The organism is Shewanella sp. MF05913, assembly GCF_059758095.1.
This window is the reverse complement of the sequence record NZ_JCAYNT010000001.1, coordinates 516,900-539,418: the sequence shown is the minus strand read 5'-3', so window position 1 is coordinate 539,418 and position 22,519 is coordinate 516,900. Positions and strand designations below refer to the sequence as shown.

22 protein-coding genes and 1 tRNA gene are annotated in these 22,519 nt (G+C 41.2%); 8 read left to right on the top strand and 15 right to left on the bottom strand.

Annotated features, from left to right (window positions below):
• Positions 1-55 precede the first annotated feature (55 nt).
• Positions 56-856: a peroxiredoxin family protein gene (locus tag AC19MV_RS02415; RefSeq protein WP_498305571.1), complete on the top strand. Its 801-nt coding sequence runs from the start codon at positions 56-58 to the stop codon at positions 854-856.
• Positions 857-1,081: 225 nt separating this feature from the next.
• On the opposite strand, the gene AC19MV_RS02410 is transcribed toward AC19MV_RS02415, so the two are convergent.
• The 7 genes from AC19MV_RS02410 to AC19MV_RS02380 all read right to left on the bottom strand — a co-directional run bounded on the left by AC19MV_RS02410 (position 1,082) and on the right by AC19MV_RS02380 (position 6,579).
• Entirely contained in the window at positions 1,082-1,855 is a 774-nt protein-coding gene (locus tag AC19MV_RS02410; RefSeq protein ID WP_498305569.1) for a glutathione S-transferase family protein, read from the bottom strand.
• Positions 1,856-1,916: 61 nt separating this feature from the next.
• Positions 1,917-2,120, bottom strand: coding sequence for a DUF3861 family protein (locus AC19MV_RS02405; protein ID WP_498305812.1), 204 nt, complete (start codon positions 2,118-2,120; stop codon positions 1,917-1,919).
• Positions 2,121-2,637: 517 nt separating this feature from the next.
• Positions 2,638-3,291 carry a hypothetical protein gene (locus AC19MV_RS02400; protein WP_498305567.1) on the bottom strand — a complete coding sequence of 218 codons (654 nt, stop codon included), beginning with the start codon at positions 3,289-3,291 and terminating at the stop codon, positions 2,638-2,640.
• Positions 3,292-3,682: 391 nt separating this feature from the next.
• Complete coding sequence (locus AC19MV_RS02395) at positions 3,683-4,654, bottom strand: IS1595 family transposase (protein ID WP_498305565.1); 972 nt, start codon at positions 4,652-4,654, stop codon at positions 3,683-3,685.
• Positions 4,655-4,669: 15 nt separating this feature from the next.
• A complete protein-coding gene (locus tag AC19MV_RS02390) occupies positions 4,670-5,392 on the bottom strand; it encodes a toll/interleukin-1 receptor domain-containing protein (RefSeq protein WP_498305563.1) in 723 nt (240 codons plus the stop codon).
• A gap of 785 nt (positions 5,393-6,177) precedes the next feature.
• A tRNA-Ser gene (locus tag AC19MV_RS02385) sits at positions 6,178-6,267 on the bottom strand.
• Between the two features lie 60 nt (positions 6,268-6,327).
• On the bottom strand, positions 6,328-6,579 hold the full coding sequence (locus AC19MV_RS02380; RefSeq protein WP_498305561.1) for a hypothetical protein: 252 nt from the start codon (positions 6,577-6,579) through the stop codon (positions 6,328-6,330).
• A 10-nt stretch (positions 6,580-6,589) separates the two neighbouring features.
• Here AC19MV_RS02380 and punR point away from each other — a divergent pair, with 10 nt between their 5' ends.
• The 6 genes from punR (at position 6,590) to AC19MV_RS02350 (ending at position 9,809) form a co-directional block, all read left to right on the top strand.
• Complete coding sequence (punR, locus tag AC19MV_RS02375) at positions 6,590-7,492, top strand: DNA-binding transcriptional activator PunR (protein WP_498299077.1); 903 nt, start codon at positions 6,590-6,592, stop codon at positions 7,490-7,492.
• Between the two features lie 191 nt (positions 7,493-7,683).
• Complete coding sequence (locus AC19MV_RS02370; protein ID WP_188955293.1) at positions 7,684-8,343, top strand: Bax inhibitor-1/YccA family protein; 660 nt, start codon at positions 7,684-7,686, stop codon at positions 8,341-8,343.
• A gap of 65 nt (positions 8,344-8,408) precedes the next feature.
• A complete protein-coding gene (tusD, locus tag AC19MV_RS02365) occupies positions 8,409-8,798 on the top strand; it encodes a sulfurtransferase complex subunit TusD (protein ID WP_498305559.1) in 390 nt (129 codons plus the stop codon).
• A 17-nt stretch (positions 8,799-8,815) separates the two neighbouring features.
• Entirely contained in the window at positions 8,816-9,172 is a 357-nt protein-coding gene (gene tusC, locus AC19MV_RS02360; RefSeq protein WP_498305558.1) for a sulfurtransferase complex subunit TusC, read from the top strand.
• A complete protein-coding gene (tusB, locus tag AC19MV_RS02355; protein WP_498305556.1) occupies positions 9,169-9,477 on the top strand; it encodes a sulfurtransferase complex subunit TusB in 309 nt (102 codons plus the stop codon). The genes tusC and tusB overlap by 4 nt, the downstream gene beginning before the upstream one ends.
• Positions 9,471-9,809 (top strand): TusE/DsrC/DsvC family sulfur relay protein, encoded by a 339-nt coding sequence (locus AC19MV_RS02350; protein WP_498305554.1) that lies wholly within the window; start codon positions 9,471-9,473, stop codon positions 9,807-9,809. The genes tusB and AC19MV_RS02350 overlap by 7 nt, the downstream gene beginning before the upstream one ends.
• 346 nt (positions 9,810-10,155) lie before the next feature.
• Here the strand turns inward: AC19MV_RS02350 and serS are convergent, their stop codons facing one another.
• The 6 genes from serS to lrp all read right to left on the bottom strand — a co-directional run bounded on the left by serS (position 10,156) and on the right by lrp (position 17,293).
• The gene (serS, locus tag AC19MV_RS02345; protein WP_498305552.1) at positions 10,156-11,442 is read right to left on the bottom strand and encodes a serine--tRNA ligase; all 1,287 of its coding nucleotides are present in this window, start codon (positions 11,440-11,442) and stop codon (positions 10,156-10,158) included.
• Between the two features lie 18 nt (positions 11,443-11,460).
• A complete protein-coding gene (gene crcB, locus AC19MV_RS02340; RefSeq protein WP_432399527.1) occupies positions 11,461-11,835 on the bottom strand; it encodes a fluoride efflux transporter CrcB in 375 nt (124 codons plus the stop codon).
• Positions 11,828-13,159, bottom strand: a complete 1,332-nt coding sequence (locus tag AC19MV_RS02335; protein WP_498305551.1) for a replication-associated recombination protein A — start codon at positions 13,157-13,159, stop codon at positions 11,828-11,830. Before AC19MV_RS02335 ends, crcB begins: the two co-directional genes overlap by 8 nt.
• An 8-nt stretch (positions 13,160-13,167) precedes the next feature.
• The gene (gene lolA / locus AC19MV_RS02330) at positions 13,168-13,824 is read right to left on the bottom strand and encodes an outer membrane lipoprotein periplasmic chaperone LolA (RefSeq protein ID WP_432399529.1); all 657 of its coding nucleotides are present in this window, start codon (positions 13,822-13,824) and stop codon (positions 13,168-13,170) included.
• Between the two features lie 8 nt (positions 13,825-13,832).
• Positions 13,833-16,502 (bottom strand): DNA translocase FtsK, encoded by a 2,670-nt coding sequence (locus AC19MV_RS02325; protein WP_498305550.1) that lies wholly within the window; start codon positions 16,500-16,502, stop codon positions 13,833-13,835.
• 293 nt (positions 16,503-16,795) lie between these two features.
• Entirely contained in the window at positions 16,796-17,293 is a 498-nt protein-coding gene (gene lrp / locus AC19MV_RS02320; protein WP_432399531.1) for a leucine-responsive transcriptional regulator Lrp, read from the bottom strand.
• Between the two features lie 179 nt (positions 17,294-17,472).
• Between lrp and ald the strand changes: the two genes are divergently transcribed.
• Positions 17,473-18,588 (top strand): alanine dehydrogenase, encoded by a 1,116-nt coding sequence (ald, locus tag AC19MV_RS02315; RefSeq protein ID WP_432399532.1) that lies wholly within the window; start codon positions 17,473-17,475, stop codon positions 18,586-18,588.
• Positions 18,589-18,766: 178 nt separating this feature from the next.
• Here the strand turns inward: ald and AC19MV_RS02310 are convergent, their stop codons facing one another.
• Together AC19MV_RS02310 and AC19MV_RS02305 are read right to left on the bottom strand one after the other, a co-directional pair.
• Complete coding sequence (locus tag AC19MV_RS02310; RefSeq protein ID WP_498305549.1) at positions 18,767-21,025, bottom strand: bifunctional diguanylate cyclase/phosphodiesterase; 2,259 nt, start codon at positions 21,023-21,025, stop codon at positions 18,767-18,769.
• A 238-nt stretch (positions 21,026-21,263) separates the two neighbouring features.
• Positions 21,264-22,478: an RsmB/NOP family class I SAM-dependent RNA methyltransferase gene (locus AC19MV_RS02305; RefSeq protein ID WP_498305547.1), complete on the bottom strand. Its 1,215-nt coding sequence runs from the start codon at positions 22,476-22,478 to the stop codon at positions 21,264-21,266.
• Between the last annotated feature and the right edge of the window lie 41 nt (positions 22,479-22,519).

The window sequence follows — 22,519 nt, the reverse complement described above, 5'->3', positions numbered from 1 at the left end:
ATGTGGGAGATGAAGAATCACTCCCCATTATTTATAATATTAGGACCATAAAAATATGCTACTTTCTATCGTCAGTTTTGTTTTACTCAATACTGCATTGGTACATTACTTTTCTAAATTAAAGCAGAACAAAGCAGCAAAGAATCCTGTGTTTCTTAAGAGTGCAATGGCCATTAGCTCTTTATCGTCGGTGTGGGCAATAAGTACACTTTTTACAACGCCTACACCGGTGACTTCAACGGTTTTTATCATCGTCATAGCGCTTTATGTATTATTAACCAGCGCGATATTTACTTTTCTTCTTTCTACAGCAGAAACACCTATTGGTGATATTAAAATCGCGGTAGGCGATGATCTTTTGGCCTTTAACACTGAAAGCTTTGACTCTAGCTCACTGGCAGGTAAGCGTACATTATTGAAGTTTTATCGAGGCTCATGGTGCCCTTATTGTTCGGCAGAACTGGTTATGTTTGAAGCGCTTAAGCCTCAATTAGATCAATATAATATTCAAATAGTCGGTATTTCTAACGATACCGCTGAACAACAACAAACCCACAAAATACGCGATAATATTAGCCACATGTTGGTGTCAGATCCTGAACTAAATATCATCCGACAATACGGCGTTGAGCATCATAAAGCGTTAGGCGCAACCTCGGATGAGCTGATTAGTATTTTTGGTATGTCTATGCCGCTGCCTTGGAAAATGAAATATAAACCGATGTCTATTCCAACGTCGATATTAATCGATGAGAACGGCAAAATTGTATGGATTGACCAATCAGAGGATTATCGTTTACGTGCAAGCGAAGATGCCGTAATGGGTGCGGTTGCAGCTAATTTTGCTAAAGATTAATAACCAATTTCATTAAGTAATCTTGGATACTGTAGGCATTGTTGAAGCATATTAACTAAATTGCAGTTACACAGAATCTGTTACACCCTCCCATACTGGAGTTATTTATCAGTGTTTTTCAATTTGATAAGTTAATAGGTGACTTGCTAAGTTATTTACACCTTCTCAACATCTTAACCCCCTTAACAAAGAGCGACATCAGTGTCGCTCTTTTTGTGTCTTAATTTAGCTCATTTTCTGAGGCAACCAATCAAGCACCGCTTTTTTGAAGCTTGGGCGCTGGACGATAGCGTTTTTCCATTTTTCTAGATTAGGGTAATTTTCAAATGGGTAGTTTGCCGCTTTAAGAACAACTAATTGTGGGATCCAAGCAATGTCGGCCAATGAGAAATCTTCACCTGCTAACCAGTCATGATTGCTAAGATGAGCATCTAACTTTTCAAAGCAGGCATCTACAACAGCAGTCGCTTTATTTATATCTTCCTCAGATAGGCCCTCACTAGAATTATAGCGCTCATGGAACGCTAGCAATGCTTTATCAAAGGTTTGATTTTTTCTATATTCAACCATTTCTTCTTCGGTTCTCTTCATGCCGCCACTTATTTTTCCCAAGTTTGCATACATGTAGGTTTTGATCGACAAATGGTTGTCTGTTGCCATTGCCATCCACTTATACATCGACTTTTCATCTTTTGCTGACGAAGGGCGTAATGAACCAGGAGAAAAATTTTTATCTAAATAATCAATAATATCAGCGGAATCGATAATAACAGTACCGTTATCAATCAAGGTTGGAACAACGCCATTTGGATTAATACCAAAGTACTCTTTTGTTAGATTTTCACCTTTCATTAGGTTAAGTAAATGGCTCGTCCATTCTAAGCCTTTTTCTTCCAGTGCCAATCTCACTCGCATTGCGCAGTTAGACATATCTGCGTGATAAAGATGTAGGCCTTTAAAACTTTCTACTGATTTATTCGTTGGTTTGATGATAGCCATAATTTTCTGCCTCTATTTTATTGGTTTGTTCTTTAATCTTTGCTCTTGGCTTTACTTAGCGTTAACGGATTCTTTTACTGTTTTTTTTTAGCTTTTGCATGAAATCAACAAAGAGTTCGTGCTTATGGTTTTGTATCATCAGTGACCCAAGTATGCGTAATGCAACACTAACTTTGGTTACAGTATCAGGATCTAAACCACTACCTTGTTTTAAGTTTTTGATAGTATTGAATAGCTCTTCACGGTATTGATAATCAAAGACTATATTTTCTTGGCTCTTCAGTATTTATTTCTTCAATAGTGACTCGATATTGATTGTCTTTAGAAGCTTTACTATTCATGAAGTTACCCTTTAACAACATAGTTGATAAAATCAACTATGACTCAAGTGGTTGACAGTGTCAACTATAATATTTAAACACAAAAGCTGTGGAAATGATGTGATAAATTATTTAAGTGGATCACGAAGCTGGCAATTAAGTTTTTTTGATTGCAACACAGAAAGGTAGTTAATAACGTCTTTGCCACTATGAAAAATTATGAGTAGTAATATAGATACAGGGGGATTAATCAAGACACTCATAATTATTCAGCACTGCCTAATGATACTTTTTGGGTATTAGTCTTGAATCTTGAAGAGAGATAGCTTGCTTGTAATAAAGAGGAACCCAGAGTTCAAAGTCCTATCTTTCGCCCCAAATAAAAAGGCCTTAGGTTTGTCGATTTGGCATTTGGTCTATTGTTTCATTTATAAATGAATCTCCTGAGTTTGATTTTTCTTCTTATACAAGGAGATTAGCTTGTTGCTGTAGTTTTCTAATATAACCATTTAAAGATTTATTAAACTTAGGAATGGTTTCAGCTACAAAATCCCAGTTAAAGCTAAACAAAGCACTTGTCCAGCCCACTTGAGATATAAGCCCGTCTTCATGAGGTTGTTTATCACCATGTTTTACGTGAAAACTTTTTTGGTCAAAGTGTGCTCCCTGCTGGTCACGATATGCTCTAGCCTGCTCGATAAACTGGTCGAAATTTGCTCGAGCATCTGCTGGAAATGCCTCCGAAATCACATCATCAAGAATGGGTTTCCAGAATGTTTTTTTATTACCAGAAATAACATCAGCCTTCCCATAACCATCGTTAAAAATAGTACAAAATTTGATTATGATTTCTTCGGTTATTAATTCATCAATTAGGTGAACATCATGGATATCGGGGAATACAGAGCCATGCTTAACTTCAAAATTATCTAACGCCTCTCCTTCAAGTCGTACGCCAATTTTTAACCTTGCACGCTCTTCGTCATATAGTTCAGTGATATTCTTTGGTCTTCCAGAATCACAGAAACGGTCAACTCGAATTCTCAGTTCCAAAAGGTCATTAATTCTGTTAAGTGCCACTTGCCACAAATATAACCTCCCGAGGGTTTCTTTCACACTCGACACCATATTTCTCCTAACATAGATGATAAAAGCTGCACCAAACTCAGATAAAACAAATAACGAGAATGTAGAATAACTCTAACAGCCAAATTCAATTAAAAAACGAGCTCCTGAAACCAATCGTAATCGCTATTAAGGCACTAGGTAATGCATTTGGAACCAATACAATAGGCTGTATTTTCTTAACAAAGAGTAAATCTACCGCCTCAACGCCCGTGTCAACTGTCGGAGGCTAATGGAGCTTTTTGTGCGGTTCTTTGCACAAAAGGTGACAGTGGCTGGATGTCAGATTACACGCGCTTGTTATGCCTCTACAATTCCATGATTCACTAGGTATTCATAACCATCAGTGGTTACTTTATAGCGATTTACTATATTTTTATGGCTATGTTCCATAATACTGTTGTCTACCATAAGCGGATAACAGTATTTGCCGTTTATCTAGCTTTGCGCTGCTTTCCTTAAACCAAGCTAGATAATTCGATAAATATTTTGTTGCCACTCCCTTCATGCTTCCGTTTACCCAAGCCTTAAAATTCGCTATTGCACCATTGACAGTCTGAATGTGGTAAATATTATCCATGACCCTGATTATGCTATTTATCAATCGCTTATGATCACATCGCTTTTGTTTGGCTATCTTCACATATGCCCATGCGCCATCGCTGCAAAGCACTGAATTTTCTTCAATGTTTTCAGTAAGATTAATTGATATTGCTGAAGACGTATCAGCAGATAAAATTGGCGCTATCATGTGTTTACTGCGGTCAATGCAAAGAAGTACCGCAACTTGGCCTTCTTTAGTTCGTTTATCAATATCACCACCGCGCTTCCTGGCTTTTTGCGGTGAACTGAGTGTTTTATTACCTTTTTCTGAGTAGGCAAGAAAGAATTCATCAACCTCGATAATGCCCGATAGTTTGTCATCATTTTTCCCTGCCTGAGCCTGAAGAAAACGATGTCGCCATAAAAAGGCAGTTTTAAGATTAATACCACATACTCTAGCAGCCTGCCTCAGCGTTAACCGCAACGCCATACAGTGAGCATACTCAGCCCAAATGTAGCTCTTATGCAGCCGAGCTAGCGGGGTATTAGTCTTGTTATTAAACGTTTTACTGCAGCTATTGCAGCGATATCTTTGTACTCCACCTGCTTTCCCCCACTTTTTGAACTGACTTGAATAGCAATGTGGACACTGCGATTTTGCATCAAAAAGTGGTTGGATCAGCTCATCTATAGGGATTTCGGTATCTAATGCTTGAATTGACTGGTGAACAATCTCTCTCTGAGCTGGAGTCATTGAGATAAGTGCTTTTGTTATCTGGTTAAGTTTACTTACAAATAATTTTGCTTTCATTTCCTTTACCCTCAATCAGTTAGCTTCACCCATTAAGTATAGACAACATTTACCTACAACAGCGCCATTTTTATATACTAAATTTTCGGCTATAGCCTGCGCCAAGTAACGCTCTAATTTTAATCGATGTATATCTGTATAACCTAAAATTTGTCCAATAGATAAGTCATCTGTTGTGCATTTTTCGAATGCTGCTGCAATACATGACATGGCTGATTTGAGGCCATCAGCGGTTCTATCTGGCTTTGCATTAACCAAAGATTGAAAGGGGTTACTGCCAATTTCTGGCTTTTCGTATAATGGAGCATTAAGGATGGCCCTCAATAGTTCATCAAGAGAATATTCGACATCAGAATCATTAGAAAAATTGATATAAATCTTTGATTGTAGAAACGTAGGTAAAATAGGTTTAGCTGCCTGCCTTACAATTGGAATAATTTTATTATTATCAATTGTTGATAATAACGATGATGTTGCTATCATTTTTTCGTAGCCAACTCCACCTTCTCCCGCATTTGCTTTTGAAACATAAGTTTCAGAACAAACTATTACAGAATAATCACATTTTGCGAGTTCTGTTTCCATGAAGTGAGGCAAATCATCTCCAGGTTTTAAATCCCATTGATCAAGCACAACATCTACACCTCTATGTCTCAGCGTAGTAGCTAAATTCAGAACCCAACCTTTGTGTTCGGCAGAATCATGAGAATATGAAATAAATACTCTAGGTGGAATCATTTAGTGAACTCTAATTGTGATTGAACAGCGGCATAACGTTTTATTGAACGGCTCGACCGATAAAGTCGACCGTTTAAGTTATTGATTAATATCATCCTACATTTGCTATCTTATTGAAGTAAAGCAATTAATTGTGCCTAACAGGCAAAAACAAACCGAGCTTGCGCGTAAAGTAGAGTTTGTGGTCACCGCCAGAAAAAATAAAAGCATTAATATCAAATGATTACGATTTTTCTATTTTAAATACGATACAACTAAAGAACGATTTTAAATCGTTTTTGATTAATCAAGACACCCATAATTAATCAGCACTGCCTAATGATACTTTTTGGGTATTAGTCTTGAATCTTGAAGAGGGATAGCTTGCTTGTAATAAAGAGGAACCCAGGGTTTAAATCTCTATCTTTCGCCCAAATAAAAAGGCCTTAGGTTTGTCGATTTGGCATTTAGTCTTAAATCTTGCTGTGGGATAGCTTGCTTGTAATACAGAGGGCCCGGGGTCAAAGCCCTATCTTTCGCCCAATAAAAATGCCTAATCTTTATTGATGTGGCATTTGGTCTTGGATCTTGAGGAGGGATAGCTTGCTCGTAATAAAGAGGAACCCAGGGTTCAAAGTACTATCTTTCGCCCAATAAAAATGCCTAATCTTTATTGATGTGGTATTTGATGTTGAATCTTGAGGAGGGATAGCTTGCTTGTAATAAAGAGGAACCCAGGGTTCAAAGTCCTATCTTTCGCCCAATAAAAAGGCCCGCTATAAATAGCGGGCCTTTTTATTTTAATGTGGCGGAGGGATAGGGATTTGAACCCTAGAACGGGATAAACCGTTGCCGGTTTTCAAGACCGGTGCATTCGACCACTCTGCCATCCCTCCGAGCGGCCGAATAATATGACAATGGCTGTTTGGTGTAAAGGGGAAATTGAAAATAATCAGTTAAGTGGCGATAAAACACTCAGAAGATGAATAGATAGTGTGTGGATGCTGATTTATCGGCACTGTAAGGTCGATATAGTCACCCACAAGACTGTCATTTATAAGGTATTGAGAATGGTCTGCATTCTTTAAACTGGTTATCTGGTCTTTTGCTAAGCCAAATATGTGATTAAACAGCTTATCACCGCGACTTTGCTTGATTTGATTGGGGTTAATGTTTACCTTTACTGCAAGTAATGTTGCCAATGCCAAGGATAGCGAGATGCTTTCAGAACAAGCATTCGAAATGATAGATATAGTTGCCCGAGTGGGTAGTTTTACTGCCGCCGCCAATAAATTAAATAAAGTCCCCTCGGCGGTGAGTTATGCAATTAAACAAATTGAAGATGACCTAGGGGTCATATTATTTGAACGTCATCATCGTAGTGTGAGTTTGACGCCTGCGGGTGAGCATTTTGTCGCTCAGTCGCGTGAGATCATGACTAAATTGAATAACATTAAGCGTGATACTCAAAAAGTCGCCAATGGTTGGCGGCCTTCTTTGTCTATCGCGATTGATAATATGGTGCGCGCCGACAAGATAAGCGGGTTGATTGCCGATTTTTATCGCCACTTTACCGACATTGAATTAATCATCCGCCTTGAAGTGTATAACGGCGTATGGGAAGCGTTATCGACAGGTAAGAGTGATGTTGCCATTGGCGCAACCTCGAGTATTCCTGTTGGTGGGGTATTTAAGTCTCGCGATATGGGAATGATTCAGTGGTCGTTTTTGGTCGGTAAAAACCATCCATTGGCTAAAGCTGAACATGCATTAACTGACGAGGAGTTATTACAATATCCGTCCATTTGTTTACAAGATACCGCGCATAATATCGCACACAGACCTAATTGGTTATTAAACAACCAGCGCCGTATTGTGGTGCCAGACTGGATCCGCGCATTAAACTGTTTTCGTGAAGGCTTAGGTGTAGGTTATATGCCTAACCATTTGGCGGATATATTCATTAAAGCCGGTGCATTAATAGAAAAGCAATTAGACAAACCTAAACAAGATACCGCCTGCTGTTTGGCCTGGAACAATGCCAATATGACCCCTGCAATGCAGTGGGTTCTGGATTATTTAGGCGAGACACCTAAGCTTAAAAAAGAATGGCTAAGCTAAACGGAAGCTATTGAAGATTATAAGGTTATATTACTCTTAGCTTTATGGTAACGTAGCGACATGAATCGATGTCATAAATTAATTTATATTTAATGTACATTGCTTACGCTAATAACAAAGATTTACTGTCAGAGTGAAAACGATAGGTTTTCGCGTTGAACAAATCATTGAGTTAATCTCTGGAGACGATAATGAGTCAACAATCAGTTATATCCCCTAGTCTATCGACTACTGAAGTCAATAAACTGTTAAAAAACACCTATATGCTGTTATCAATGACATTGGCTTTTGCTGCGGCTAGCGCAGGTTTAAGCATGTTATTTGAAATTGGTCGCTGGCCATCACTGGGCTTAGCATTAGGTGGCTTAGTATTATTATTTGTCACATTGAAAAAAGCTGACACTGCTGCGGGTATCTTTTGGGTATTTGCCTTTACCGGTATGGAAGGTGCTTCATTAGGCTACATTCTTAACCATTATGCTGGTATGGCCAATGGCCCTGGCTTAATTATGCAAGCACTTGGTTTAACTTCCGTTATCTTTGTAGCCTTATCAGCTTATGCACTGACCACTAAAAAAGATTTCTCGTTTATGGGCGGGTTCTTGTTTGCTGGCATGTTAGTCATGATTGGTGCACTAGTGATTAACTTATTTGTGCAAAGCTCGATTATGTTTATGGCAATGAACGCGGGTATTGCATTACTGATGACCGGTTTTATTTTATATGACACTAGCCGTATCGTGAACGGCGGCGAAACCAACTACATCCGTGCAACCGTTTCGTTATTTTTAGATTTCTTAAACTTATTTATGAGTCTTCTGCATTTAATGGGTATGGGCAACGACGATTAATCGCCGATAGAGTTCAGCGTTAAATTACGATAAAATGACCCTACTTTAGGGTCATTTTTTTTATCATGAGCAAATTCATTATTCAAGTAAACGGCAGTGTTTATGGCTCTAGCGCCAGTTTTCGTGCATTGACCTTTTGTCAAAGTGTGTTGGCCAATGGTCATGACATTATCACGGTCTTTTTCTACCAAAATGGCGTGACAAACAGTAACGCCCTTACCTGCCCAGCCTCTGACGAAATAGACATGCATGCTCAGTGGCAAGCCTTTGCACAGCAACATCAAATACCGCTCACTAATTGCGTGTCTGCTGCACTTCGCCGTGGGGTGTTATCACAGCAAGAAGCTGTTGAAAACGGCAAAAGCCATTGGAATAGTAGTGAGCATTTTTCCATGGGCGGCTTAGGCGAATTAGTGGTTGGCATAGAAAAAGCCGATCGTTTAATCAGCTTTTAAAATCGATAGGATTAATAATGAAATCTGTGGCCATTGTATTTCGCCATGCACCATTTGGGTCCACCAGTGGCCGTGAAGGTCTCGATGTTGCGATGCTCAGCGCCAGCTTTGAGCAGCAAGTGAGTCTTATTTTTACTGACGAAGCGGTATTACATCTTCTGGGTGGGCAAACCCCAGAGCAAGCAGGCGCAAAAGATTACTTAGCGGCCCTTAAAGCACTGCCGTTATACGATATTGAAACGGTATTAGTATGCAGTGAATCGATGCAACGCTTGGGGATGAATGCCAGCGAATTAAGTATTGATGCCGAGGTTGCTAGTGCCTATATGATAACCCAAACATTACAAGCGGTTGATGAGGTATTAGTATTTTGATTTTACATCATATTCAAACATCAGCATTAACCGACAATGCACTCAACACCTGCTTACGGTACATTCACCCTAACGACAGTATATTATTAGCTGGCGATGCCGTTAACTGCTTATTACAAGCCCAGTGGCAACAGCGTTTAACCTCGGTTAACCTATTTGTGTTGCAAGATGATATTCAAGCGCGGGGATTACAGCAGCGGATTGATATGATTGCAGAACATATGTCAGCCGAACTTTTTCATATTATTGATTACTCAGATTTTGTTGAGCAATCACTTAAGCATAACAAGGTCATCACTTGGTAAACTCTTTTGAATTTAATGGTCAACAGATTGAAATTGATCATCAAGGCTATTTAAAAAATGTTGCAGATTGGCAAGAGTCGATGGCGCCAGTTATTGCAGCGACTGAAAAGATTGAACTGACAGAGCAACACTGGGAAGTGATTCGGTTTGTACGCAATTTTTACCTAGAATACAAAACCAGCCCAGCGATCAGAGTGTTAGTTAAAGCTATTGGCCAAAGCTTAGGTGCAGATAAAGGTAACTCTAAATACCTGTATACCCTATTCCCAATTGGCCCTGCCAAGCAAGCCACTAAAATTGCCGGATTACCAAAACCGGCTAAATGCTTGTAGATTATTGAAATACCAAACAAAAAGCCCAGTTAAGCATGCTTGACTGGGCTTTTTACTGTTCACTATTTTTCGGTACTTTTACTTCGACGCTTAGATTTTGGCTTTAAATTTAGGGCTTTACATTCAGGGCTTTATATTCAGAGGCTTTACTGAGGTACGACATTATCTAATAAGATAAAGGCGACTTGACCAAGCAACACGAATACCAATAATACAAAAAACATCCCAATCGAAGAAGACACAAATTTACTGTTATTACGCTGACCAGTAGCCACCGCTTATTATCCTTTAAAAAGTATCAAAAATGTTTGTCGCACTCGAGGAGCACGACAAATACATTACACCATTAACCAATGACGCTTAAGCCGCCCATGTATGGACGTAATACATCAGGTACCGTAATGGTGCCGTCTTGGTTTTGATAGTTTTCAAGAACAGCTACTAACGTACGACCGACAGCCAAACCAGATCCATTGAGTGTGTGTAATAATGCAGGCTTATTGTCGACTTTACTACGGTATCGAGCTTGCATTCTACGCGCCTGGAAATCTTTCATATTTGAACAAGATGAAATTTCACGGTAAGTATTTTGCGCGGGTAACCATACTTCAATGTCGAAGGTTTTGCTTGAGCCAAAGCCCATGTCACCGGTACACAACACCATAGTGCGGTGAGGCAGGTTTAATAGTTGTAATACTCTTTCAGCATTAGCAGTAATTTCGTCTAATGCTGCCATAGAGTTATCTGGATGAGCAATTTGTACTAGCTCAACTTTATCAAATTGGTGCTGGCGAATTAACCCGCGAGTATCACGGCCGTATGAACCCGCTTCGCTTCTGAAACATGACGTTAATGCGGTCATCTTCATTGGCAGTTCGCTTTCTTCAACAATCATATCGCGCACATAGTTGGTTAATGGCACTTCAGCGGTAGGAATAAGCGATAAACCCTGGCCTTCTTCTGTAGCAGGCTTAGTGTGGAATAAGTCTTCACCAAATTTAGGTAATTGGCCTGTACCCATTAAGCTGTCTTCGTTAACGAGTAACGGCACGTATGCTTCAGTGTAGCCGTGTTCTGTGGTGTGTAGGTCTAGCATAAACTGACCTAATGCACGGTTTAAACGGGCTATTTGGCCACGCATAATAATAAAGCGCGAACCGGTGATTTTAACGGCGCTTTTAAAGTCTAATCCGCCAAGTGCTTCGCCTAAATCTAAATGATCTTTGACTTCAAAGTCGAATACTTTTGGGGTGCCCCACTGACGCACTTCAACGTTTTCGCTTTCGTCTTTACCTACTGGCACTGACTCGTCTGGCAAGTTCGGTACGCTCATGGCAATAACGTTAATTTGTTGTAATAGCTCAGCAAGCTCAGCCTTTTTCGCATCTAACTGCGATCCTAAATCACCCACTTGCGCCATAATGGAACTCGTGTCTTCGCCGCGAGCTTTAGCTTGGCCAATCGACTTAGAAATCGCGTTACGCGATGCTTGTAAGTCTTCAGTTTCTACTTGAAGCGATTTACGCTTTTCTTCAAGCTTGGTCAAATTATCGACATCAAGAGTAAAACCACGAGAGGCTAAACGCTCGGCAGTGACTTCGAGTTCGTTACGCAAAAATTTTGGATCTAGCATGTTGTCAGTTCTTTTTAGTTAAACGCGAGAAAATACAAGTTGTTGACCGATGTACACCATAAAAAGACACAAGGTGACATTCAACAACACATTTAAAACAGCCTTATGCCAAAGGCCGTCCTGGATCAGCAATAAGGTTTCATTCGAGAAAGTTGAAAACGTGGTGAGTGCGCCTAATAAACCCACACCAACCAAGGCTTTTAATTCTGGACTCACGTGACTCAGTTGACCGAGTGCATAAACAACGCCCATTAAAAACGATCCCAATATATTGACCATCAGTGTACCAAAAGGAAAACTGCTTCCAAATAGCTGGATCATAAATATTGACAAAAGATAGCGTAAAACAGCACCAATTGAGCCACCCAGCGCCACAAGTAATACATTAGTCATAGCGTTTGACCTCACTTTGCCTGTCAAGCTCGTTGAGTTGTGCCAATTTTTCTTGAATGCGTTTCTCAAAACCACGATTCGTTGGCTGGTAAAACTGGCTGTGTTTGAGTGATTCAGGAAAGTAATTCTCACCAGGTGCAAACGCGCCCGGTTCGTTATGGGCATAGCGGTATTCTTTACCAAAGCCGATTTCTTTCATCAGTTTGGTCGGCGCATTACGCAAATGATTGGGCACAGGCTCATGGCCGGTTTGTTTAGCTAACTCTCGTGCGGCGCCAAAGGCACTGTAAACGGCATTACTTTTAGGCGCACTGGCTAAATAAAGCACCGCTTGTGCGATAGCGCGCTCACCTTCTGCGGGGCCGATACGGTGATAACAATCCCAGGCATTAAGCGCAACAGTCATGGCGACAGGGTCGGCATTACCGATGTCTTCAGAGGCAATGGCTAATAAACGCCTGGCAACATAGAGTGCATCGCCGCCGCCTTCTAAAATCCGGCAAAACCAGTAAAGTGCAGCATCAGGCGCTGAGCCTCGAACTGATTTGTGTACTGCAGAGATTAAGTCGTAAAACTGATCGCCATTTTTGTCGTAACCTGCCGCTTGATGGCCTGCTACTTGAGTGAGCATCTCTGTTGTAAACTCACCGCCGTCGCTGACTAAATCACTCATGAGCTCAAGCAAGTTGAGTGCTTTACGGGCATCACCTTCACTGATGTCGGCAAGTTGTTTAGTAACGTCTGTCGGTAGTATTAATTGGCGTTTGCCATAACCACGCTCAACATCCGCTAAGGCTTGATTAACAATTAAGGCTATTTCATCGGGCGTTAACCGATTGATTAAATACACACGCGCACGTGACAATAAGGCGTTATTGATTTCAAACGAGGGGTTTTCGGTTGTCGCGCCAATAAAAATAACCGTACCGTCTTCAATAAACGGTAAAAAGGCATCTTGTTGGCTTTTGTTGAAACGATGAACTTCGTCGACAAATAATAAGGTGCGCTGGCCACGACTTTGCGCAATGGCTTTGGCTTGCTCAATGGCCGCTCGAATATCTTTTACACCCGAGGTTACCGCTGAAATTCGCTCGACATGGGCATTAGCATAATGGGCAATGAGTTCTGCTAAGGTGGTTTTACCTGTTCCAGGAGGCCCCCACAATAGCATTGAATGGGCTCGGTTTGCCTCTAGCGCTTTACGTAGCGGCTGGCCTTCGCCAAGCAAGTGAGCCTGGCCAATATACTCACTGATTTCCCTTGGCCGCATACGTGCAGCCAAAGGACGAAAGTCGGGTGCAAAATCGAAACCTAGATTAGCCATGAAACGACTTAGTTACCTTGCTTTAAACGCTGATCATCAATATCAACGTTGTCTGGAATGGCAAACTTAAACAAGTTTTTTTCAGCAGGCAGCACAGCACGCTGCGCAGACAATTGGAATTGGCTTAAATTACCTTGCTCGTCAGTTAAGTTAAATTGAGTTAATTGATCTGCATTAAAACAGACACTAACCGCAACAACGCTGCTATTTAGTTTTTTAGGTTGAATATCAAAACAGTTCGATTTAGCTTTGTTTTTACGCTTTATTACTGTGTATTTGTTCCATGTTTCATCATCACGATGCACTAATAACGCCATTGGTGAGGCATCAACGGCTTGTGAAACATCCATTACAGTCACTTCTTCAGCAAAGGGGTTAAACACCCATAAGTTGGTGCCATCGGCCACAATTAATGATTCGTCTGGCTCGGTTAAGTGCCAGTAAAATTGATTAGGATAAGCCAGTGCAAAAACGCCGTTACCACTTTGAATAGGCTTATTGTTAATGTCGGTCACTTGCTGAGAAAACGTGGCATGCAAGTTATCTATTTTAGCTAGTTTGGTGCGTAATTCGGTGGCGTCATCGGCCTGCACGGCGGCAGACAACATGCTCGTCGTTAAAAATAGGCTTAATACTGTACTTAAAACTGTAATGCGTTTGTTCATCATTATTCCTATTGGCTTCTTGGTGGTGGCGGTGCCAACACCTCGCGGTTACCGTTGTGGCCTTGCGAGCTCACAATACCTTGGCCTTCCATCATTTCAATGATGCGAGCGGCGCGGTTGTAACCAATCTTAAACTTACGTTGTACGCTTGAAATAGAGCCTCGGCGGGTTTCGGTTACAAACGCCACGGCATCATCATAAAGCGCATCATATTCTTCTTCAGTATCTGAGGTTTCACCCGGCAGCAGCACTTGCTCACCTTCTGACACCCCATTTAAAATCTCATCAATATACTGTGGCTTACCACGTTCGCACCAATCGGCTACCACTTTGTGCACTTCATGGTCGTCAATAAATGCACCATGGACACGGTTAGGTACACTGGTACCGGGTGGTAAATACAACATGTCGCCCATGCCTAACAAGGTTTCTGCACCTTGCTGATCTAAAATGGTGCGCGAGTCGATACGTGACGACACCTGGAACGCTATACGGGTTGGGATGTTGGCTTTAATCAAACCGGTGATAACATCAACCGACGGACGCTGTGTCGCTAATATTAAGTGGATCCCTGCCGCACGTGCTTTTTGCGCAATACGAGCAATGAGCTCTTCAACTTTTTTACCCACAATCATAATCATGTCGGCAAACTCATCGACAATCACCACAATTGATGGCAACTTTTCTAATGGCGGCGCTTCATCTAGCATGCTCTCAGATGATTTCCATAATGGGTCTGGAATGTATTCACCTTTGGCAGCAGCTTCTTTAATTTTGTAGTTGTAACCTTTTAAGTTACGTACACCTAAAGCCGACATTAATTTGTAACGACGTTCCATTTCACCTACACACCAACGCAGAGCATTGGCCGCTTCTTTCATGTCGGTGACCACTTCACATAATAAATGTGGGATGCCTTCATATACCGACAGCTCAAGCATTTTAGGGTCAATCATGATAAAGCGAACATCATCAGGGCCAGATTTATATAACAAGCTGGTGATCATCGCGTTAACCCCGACAGACTTACCAGAGCCTGTCGTACCTGCCACCAATAAATGCGGCATTTTACCTAAATCGACGACAACGGGCTCACCGGCGATGTCTTGGCCAAGCACCATCGATAACGTTGATTTACTGTCGTTGAACGCTTCGCTGTCTAGCACATCGCGCATAAATACGGTTTCACGGAACTTGTTTGGTATCTCAATACCGACATACGCTTTACCCGGAATAACCTCTACAACTCGCACGTTTTCAGCTAACAAAGAACGCGCTAAATCTTTAGCAAGGTTAGAGATTTTTGATGCTTTTACCCCTGGAGCCAATTCAAGCTCAAAACGAGTAATCACAGGGCCTGGATAGACTCCAACCACATTGGCAATAATATTAAAATCAGCCAGTTTGGTTTCAACAAGTCTCGCAACCTGGTTGAGCTCTTCTTCGCTAATCGGGTTTTTCTTACGATCGGGCACATCAAGTAAAGTAATGCTGGGTAGCGGATCCATTTTGCGTTTTTCTTGTGGCGCCTGGCCATCAATAACCACTAAACCATCGACAATTTTGGCTTCTTTTTTCGGTTGTTTTTGAGCTACTAACGCACCTACAGAATGCGGTTTCTCAAACGCTCCTGCAAATGGATCGGGCGTGATATCGATATCATTCTCAGTGTCGGTATCGTCGATATCATTGTTCACACTAAAGCTGACGTCATCTACATCGTCTTTACTGGCAACCCATGGTGCAAATGTTGGCTCGTCATCTTGCAGTTTAATCGACGGCTCTTGGCGGTCATCGGTGTCTAATTCGTCATCATCAATATCGCGGGGTTCAAATACGTCAACCACTTTAGGTTTACGGCTAAAGAAGCTGCGTTTTTTCTCCTCCGGCGCAACGGCTATGTCGTCTTCGACTGCAGCCTTGGTTGCAAATATCTCTTTGGCTTTTTTAGCCTCTTTTGATGTAACGGGTATATCTGAAGCGTCTTGATCGTCTAATTCATCTCGGCGTTGTTTGAACTTATCAACCAATGACATAAAGCCTTTGGTGTCTTCGGTTTCACGCTCACGCTTAAACAGGCTTGGTAACGTCCATACTTTTTTGGCACACCAAATGGCACCAAAACCAATTAACTCAATAATAGTGAGCCAACTTACCCCAGTAGCTAAGGTAAAACCGGCACAAATAAAGCACATTAATAACAGTGTGGTACCTAACGTACTAAAATACGGCAGCATCGCCTGCCCTATCACATCACCGGCTACGCCACCGGCTGAAAACACAAACATGTTGTCGGCGTTCATGCTGACTAGTGCGGCTAACGCCAACAGCATGAGCATAAAGCCTATGATGCGTAATCCGACGGAAAAATAATCAATCTCAAATACCCGATGAGCACGGTTAAAAATAAACCACCCTGTGGTGGCGATAATCACCGGGATTAAAAAGGCAATAAAGCCAAAAAAGTAAAACAGCACATCGGCTGTCCAAGCACCTACAGCGCCAGTCCAGTTATGAATTTCACCTTGAAAATGCGACTGACTCCAGCCCGGATCATTCGGGTTAAAACTGGATAGCGCCAATAGAATGTAGGTTGCAACCATGCAACAAAGAATTAAACCACCTTCAAGCAAGCGTTGTAAGCCGCTGAGTGTTTTTAGACTATTTTCCTGAGTCAAACGAAAACATCCATAAAAGAGTGAAAAATAAGGGTTAAGATAACAGAATATCACTGTATTTGCAGTGATTATGCACCTTGATTTCATCAAGCTCAATGGATTGTTATAGGGAATTAATCCAACAAATCAAAACTGCGATTGAGATGCATAAAACTGAGTGATTTATCGACAAAAACAATCAATGGTGAACTGATAAGTTGCAGCGCTATTGTCCATCACGATTGAATATAAGGCATTGCAGCTAGCACTTCATGCTACCTAACAGGTAAAACCACTTAGTGATTAAGATAAGGTTATCCTAGGTTGTATAAAGCAACTTTATTGGTTTGCTTTACCTCTTCCATCACCACATAAGTACGAGTATCTGATATAGACGGTAATTTCAGCAAGGTTTCACCTAATAATCGTCGATATGCAGACATATCTGATACTCGAGTCTTCAATAAGTAGTCGAAATCACCAGAAACTAAATGGCATTCTTGAATGTCATCAAGTAATTGAACTGCACGATTAAAGCGGTCGAAAATGTCTGGCGTGTCTCTGTTTAAAGTTATTTCAACAAAGACTAACAGTGATGCACCTAAATAATGTGGATTAACGAGTGCTGTGTACCCGTTAATAAACCCTTGTTTTTCAAGTCGTTTAACTCTTTCAAGACAGGGCGTTGGACTTAAACCCACTCTTTTAGATAACTCTACATTAGAGATGCGTCCGTCAATTTGAAGTTCATTGAGTATGTTTCGATCGATACGGTCTAAATCTTTAATTGAATAGTTTTTATTAGTTGCCATACATTTAACCTTGTTTTGTCCCTAAAACAATATTTAAACCTTTTTAAGGGGAATCTTCAGCAGCATAATCTGCTTAACCGGAACTATACTAGAGTTCCCTGAAATAAGCACGTTCAGGTCACAATTAATAACAATTATACCCACTTACAAGTGGGTTTTATGCAAATTGAGGCTCAAAAATGATTATTGGTGTACCAACAGAAATCAAAAACCACGAATACCGTGTTGGCATGGTTCCTTCAAGCGTGCGCGAATTGACCATTAAAGGTCATGACGTATTTGTTCAATCTGATGCGGGTGTGGGTATCGGTTTTACCGATCAAGATTATATTGATGCTGGTGCTTCAATTTTAGCAACTGCTGCAGAAGTCTTTGCTAAAGCTGAAATGATTGTAAAAGTGAAAGAGCCGTTAGCTGTTGAACGAGCGATGTTACGCAACGATCAAATTTTATTTACTTATTTACACCTTGCGCCAGATTTGGCTCAAACTAATGATTTAGTTGCGAGCGGTGCAGTGTGTATCGCTTACGAAACAGTGACTGACGACCGTGGTGGTTTACCGCTACTTGCCCCTATGTCAGAAGTGGCTGGCCGTATGTCGATTCAAGCGGGTGCGCGTGCACTTGAAAAATCATTAGGTGGCCGCGGCATGCTATTAGGTGGCGTACCTGGTGTTGAACCGGCTAAAGTTGTGATCATCGGTGGCGGCATGGTAGGTACTAACGCAGCGCAAATGGCTGTTGGCATGGGTGCCGATGTGGTTGTACTTGACCGTAGCATTGATGCATTACGTCGTCTAAACGTGCAATTTGGTTCTGCTGTGAAAGCCATTTACTCAACTGCAGATGCCATTGAGCGTCATGTGCTTGAAGCTGACTTAGTGATTGGTGGTGTATTAGTACCAGGTGCAGCAGCACCAAAGCTTATCACTAAAGACATGGTTAAGCGTATGAAGCCTGGCAGTGCGATTGTTGATGTGGCAATCGATCAGGGTGGTTGTGTTGAAACTTCACACGCTACTACTCACCAAGACCCAACGTATATTGTTGATGACGTAGTACACTATTGTGTTGCTAACATGCCTGGTGCTGTTGCACGTACCTCTACTTTCGCATTAAACAATGCCACGCTTCCTTATATCATTAAGTTAGCTAACCAAGGTTACAAACAAGCTTTATTAAATGACAAACATTTATTAAATGGCTTGAACGTTATCCACGGTAAAGTCGTGTGTAAAGAAGTCGCTGAAGCATTAAACCTTGAGTTTACTGAACCAAAGAGCATGCTTAACTAATCGCCTTTTTTGAGTTAACTCAGTTAGGGTTAACTCGATTTAGCTTAAGCTGGTTCAATAAAAATGCCGCATAGTATTATGCGGCATTTTTTATTTAACACTGTCAAACACACACTGACATTGGGATTCATCGCAAAAAATAACCTTGAAAGATCATCAGGTCCTAAACTAATAGCGGTTAACTGAGTTGGGCCTGTTTGGCTAATAACTCAAAGAATGCGTGTTCTGGCATCGGTTTGTAGAAAAAGTACCCTTGCACAGCCTCAATATTTTGCAGTTTCATAAAATCCAGTTCTGTTTGAGTTTCAACGCCTTCGGCGACAATCGATAAATCTAAAGCACGACTCATACTGACAATCGCTTCAATGAGTGCTTCATGGCGAGTACCCATTGATATTTTTTGGATGAATGACTTATCAATTTTCACCTGATCTACGGGGAAATTCGCCAGGTATGATAATGATGAATAGCCGGTACCAAAATCATCAACCGATATTTGCATACCACGATGCCTTAATTCGATAAGAAGTTGGTTAATGGTGTCAAGCTGCTTCATCATCAGCGACTCGGTGATTTCTAAGGTAATCAATGAGTAGGGAAATCCCTGATCACCGAACTCGGCTTCTTTGGCATCAAAATACGCTAAAAATCGTTGCTGTAATTCGGTGGTCCAAAACTCAATGGTCGACACATTAATCGATAATGGGATCGCTAAACCGCGTTTTTGTAAGGTAGTAATAGTATCAATAGCCTGGTTTCTTACCCATTCGCCAATTTGCACGATAAAACCAGACTCTTCAGCAATAGGAATAAACTCATCAGGCGAGATAAATCGGCCATCGTATTGCCAGCGTAATAATACTTCCGCTTTAATAATTAAGCCGGTATTTGGGTTCACTATCGGTTGATAATAAAGTTCAAACTGCTGTTCATTAATGGCCGATTTTAAACGCAGATGAAGCTCGGCATTGCGTTCTGCATCTTTCTGAATTTGTTGATTAAAAAATTTAAAACCGTTACGTCCATGTGACTTAGCATTATACATCGCTTGAGTGGCACAATTTAATATTTGCTCGACTTTGTCAGCATCGTCTGGGTATCGCGCTAAGCCAATGCTAACAGTCAGTTTAAGATGTTGTCCACCTACTGAAAAGGGATTATCTAATACCGCAGAGACATCGTGAACCATACTGATGAGTGTTTCTGTCGACCTTTCGCCCGGAAACACTAAGGCAAACTCATCGGCGGCAATCCGAGACAACAGCACATTTTCAGGGATGACACTCGACAAACGTTTAGCCATCAAGGTGAGGATTACGTCACCTTTGTCATGGCCTAATGTATCGTTAATTTGTTTAAAATGATCGATGTCTATCAACATCAAACTAAACTGTTTTTCATTTTTTTTATGTAAATCATCAGGTTCAATGATGCTTTGTAAACTGTCGAACAAATATTTACGATTTGCCAAACCGGTTAGTTGGTCATAATTTGTTTGGAAATGAATGGTTTGCTCAGCATTTTTTCGGGCTGAAATATCATTAATCAACCAGGCAAAACAATTTTGCTGGGTAAACGAGTCACGGATCACCGCTACGGTTAACGATATATCGATAATATCGTTATCAGTTCTTAAGCCTTTTAACTCACCCTGCCAGGCATGGCCTCGCGATAAATGATCAAATAAATCGGCAATTTGCTCGGCGGGTGAATGGCTTAAAAATCGCTGCACATCAAATAATTTGAGATTGGCGTAATAAGTTGAAGTTAACGATTTAAAAATCGGGTTAGCTGACAATACGGAATTGTCTTCGCTGGTGATCACCAGGGCAATAGGTAAGCTGTTAAAGATTTTACTGCTCAAGCGCTGAACATGCATACCGCGACTGCGTTCAATGGCCAAACTGGCTAAACGAGCCGCTTCTTGAATTAAAATTAAATCCTGATCTGTAGGCGATTTTATGGTGTCGTAATACATGGCAAATGTGCCAAGCACTTTACCATCACTGTCTTTAATCGGTTCTGACCAACAGGCTTTTAACCCACAGTTAATTGGAATTTCTTTATATTGCTGCCAATTAGGATGGCCATCAATATCTTCAACAATAACCCGCTCAGCTAAAAAGGCAGCCGCACCACATGAGCCGACTTGAGGACCTATTTCAACTCCGTTAATGGCCTGGTTATACGCATCGGGTAAGTTAGGTGCTGCACCCGATATTAATCGTTTCCCGTCTTCGCTGATTAATAATACTGACGCGCGAGTGCCAATTTTTTGCGCTTCGATAAGCAGCACTAATGCGTTCAGCATTTCGCCAAGTGGCAGGCCTTGCAACACCATATTCAAGATAGTGCTGTAACGCTCTAATCTTGACTCATGGTAACCCTCTTCAAGAGGTTGCTGCGAAGAATTGTCGATATTCGGTCCTATATCCATATGGCTCCACAATGGTATGAGTAAACTCATATTACAACTGAATAATATGTTAATAAGATTATGCATTTATAGAAAGTTTATCAACGTTAAATTAAGATTTAATTATATAAAACACTATAAAATCTATGCTTTATTGTACAAATAAAAAAACGGTGCTTAAAAAGCACCGTTAAGTAATTGTTAATTATCAGTTACAGAAAACACAATCCAATAACGTTGATAACACCTTGGGCAAATATTATTCGGCAATGCGTTCCATCTTAGCAAGGTAGAAGCCGTCAAAGCCGCGCTCCGACACTAAAATGTTTTCATCTTCTAATAGAGTAAACTGCGGGTTTTCAGCTAAGAAGGCATCCACTTGTTGACGGTTTTCTTCTGGCATAATTGAACACGTTGCGTAAATGAGCATTCCGCCCACTTTGACCATACGACTGTAGCTTTGCAAAATATGCTTTTGCAGTTCAATAAGTACAGGCAAACGCTCTGGAGTATCACGCCATTTTGAATCTGGGTTGCGTTTTAATACACCTAAACCTGAACATGGCACATCAAGCAAAACGCGATCGGCTGTAAGCTTTAAACGTTTGATGGTTTTAGAGCTGGCAATAATGCGTGTTTCAACATTATGCGCGCCGGCACGTTTGGCACGGGTTTTAAGGTTATCGAGTTTCCATTGCTCAACATCCATGGCCAGTAAACGCCCCTTGCCTTGCATTTGGGCTGCTATATGTAATGTTTTACCGCCTGCACCTGCACACGCATCAACCACACGCATACCCGGTTTGGCGCCTACAGCATCGGCCACTAATTGCGAACCGGCATCTTGTTGCTCAAACCAGCCATCTTTAAAGGCATCGGTGCGAAACAGTGCAGAATCGGAGGTCACTTCAACAGCAGAGGCAACATCGGGTAATGCAATTGCTGTTACGCCCTCTTTTTGTAAGCGAGCAATTAGTTTTTCACGGTCGCATTTAAGCTCATTAACACGTAAATACCGCTTAGGTTGCTCGGCTAATGCGGCGCGCTCTGCTGGCCACTTGTCGCCTAATTGAGTTTGCCCTAGCTCGTTTAGCCATTCTGGACAACCGTCCCATAACACAGGATCGGCTTTGGCTTTTTCAAGATTGGCATCAAATGATGCTTGTTCGATTTGCAATGAATACTGCATTTTTGGCAAATCAAGACCATGAAACACATGCCAGCCATTAAGCAGTTTTGAACCTAGACGCTCAAATTCATCAGGTGTGATATCGACTAAAAAACAATATAAATTCAGCCGACGTAAGATATCGCCAGTAACTTGGGTGATCCGCGCTTGTTCTGATGGATTAAGCGATAAACCTGAAAAGTGCTCAGAGTAAGCTCTATCTAGTGGTTTTCCTCGGGTTAACACCATGGTCAGTACGTTTAATACTAATTCAGATGAACTGCCAGACAGCGGGTAAGTTAACATGGGCTCTCTCATAAAATAACAATAGTGTAAAAACGTGCCGA

Excerpts from the sequence above, each read along its gene's own strand:
- AC19MV_RS02415 (WP_498305571.1), top strand. The coding sequence starts at position 56 with ATGCTACTTTCTATCGTCAGTTTTGTTTTACTCAATACTGCATTGGTA.
- AC19MV_RS02410 (WP_498305569.1), bottom strand. The coding sequence starts at position 1,855 with ATGGCTATCATCAAACCAACGAATAAATCAGTAGAAAGTTTTAAAGGC.
- AC19MV_RS02395 (WP_498305565.1), bottom strand. The coding sequence starts at position 4,654 with ATGAAAGCAAAATTATTTGTAAGTAAACTTAACCAGATAACAAAAGCA.
- AC19MV_RS02390 (WP_498305563.1), bottom strand. The coding sequence starts at position 5,392 with ATGATTCCACCTAGAGTATTTATTTCATATTCTCATGATTCTGCCGAA.
- punR (WP_498299077.1), top strand. The coding sequence starts at position 6,590 with ATGCTTTCAGAACAAGCATTCGAAATGATAGATATAGTTGCCCGAGTG.
- AC19MV_RS02370 (WP_188955293.1), top strand. The coding sequence starts at position 7,684 with ATGAGTCAACAATCAGTTATATCCCCTAGTCTATCGACTACTGAAGTC.
- tusD (WP_498305559.1), top strand. The coding sequence starts at position 8,409 with ATGAGCAAATTCATTATTCAAGTAAACGGCAGTGTTTATGGCTCTAGC.
- tusC (WP_498305558.1), top strand. The coding sequence starts at position 8,816 with ATGAAATCTGTGGCCATTGTATTTCGCCATGCACCATTTGGGTCCACC.
- serS (WP_498305552.1), bottom strand. The coding sequence starts at position 11,442 with ATGCTAGATCCAAAATTTTTGCGTAACGAACTCGAAGTCACTGCCGAG.
- crcB (WP_432399527.1), bottom strand. The coding sequence starts at position 11,835 with ATGACTAATGTATTACTTGTGGCGCTGGGTGGCTCAATTGGTGCTGTT.
- AC19MV_RS02335 (WP_498305551.1), bottom strand. The coding sequence starts at position 13,159 with ATGGCTAATCTAGGTTTCGATTTTGCACCCGACTTTCGTCCTTTGGCT.
- lolA (WP_432399529.1), bottom strand. The coding sequence starts at position 13,824 with ATGAACAAACGCATTACAGTTTTAAGTACAGTATTAAGCCTATTTTTA.
- lrp (WP_432399531.1), bottom strand. The coding sequence starts at position 17,293 with ATGGCAACTAATAAAAACTATTCAATTAAAGATTTAGACCGTATCGAT.
- ald (WP_432399532.1), top strand. The coding sequence starts at position 17,473 with ATGATTATTGGTGTACCAACAGAAATCAAAAACCACGAATACCGTGTT.
- AC19MV_RS02310 (WP_498305549.1), bottom strand. The coding sequence starts at position 21,025 with ATGGATATAGGACCGAATATCGACAATTCTTCGCAGCAACCTCTTGAA.
- AC19MV_RS02305 (WP_498305547.1), bottom strand. The coding sequence starts at position 22,478 with ATGTTAACTTACCCGCTGTCTGGCAGTTCATCTGAATTAGTATTAAAC.